The 249-nt window shown below is 37.8% G+C and carries 1 protein-coding gene; it reads right to left on the reverse strand.

Annotated features, from left to right (window positions below; all coding sequences use genetic code 11):
* Window positions 1–10 precede the first annotated feature (10 nt).
* The coding region (locus tag SB660_RS22625; RefSeq protein ID WP_410584740.1) for a hypothetical protein at window positions 11–249 on the reverse strand (239 nt) is incomplete at its 5' end.

The raw sequence follows: 249 nt of genomic DNA on the forward strand, positions 1-249 counted from the left end.
CTTCAAGGTTTTATGATGGCATTGCAGGAGCTTTTCGTAATGCACTTGAGATGACAATATAAATGATAATAATCATACCTAGTAAGCTACTGATTATTTGCAAAGTGGATGCTTTCGATAATGTCACCAAAAGTGGCGAGTACCATCCGAAAATTACCATCATTATCGGAATCAAAGCCATTACACCAATAAAACTGTAGCCACCTAATGTGCCGAAGCGATAAAAGACGACATTTAAAAGCAGGCTTG

It is taken from the genome of Bacillus sp. SIMBA_005 (assembly GCF_046535585.1).
In the GTDB taxonomy this organism is placed as follows: domain Bacteria; phylum Bacillota; class Bacilli; order Bacillales; family Bacillaceae; genus Bacillus; species Bacillus pumilus.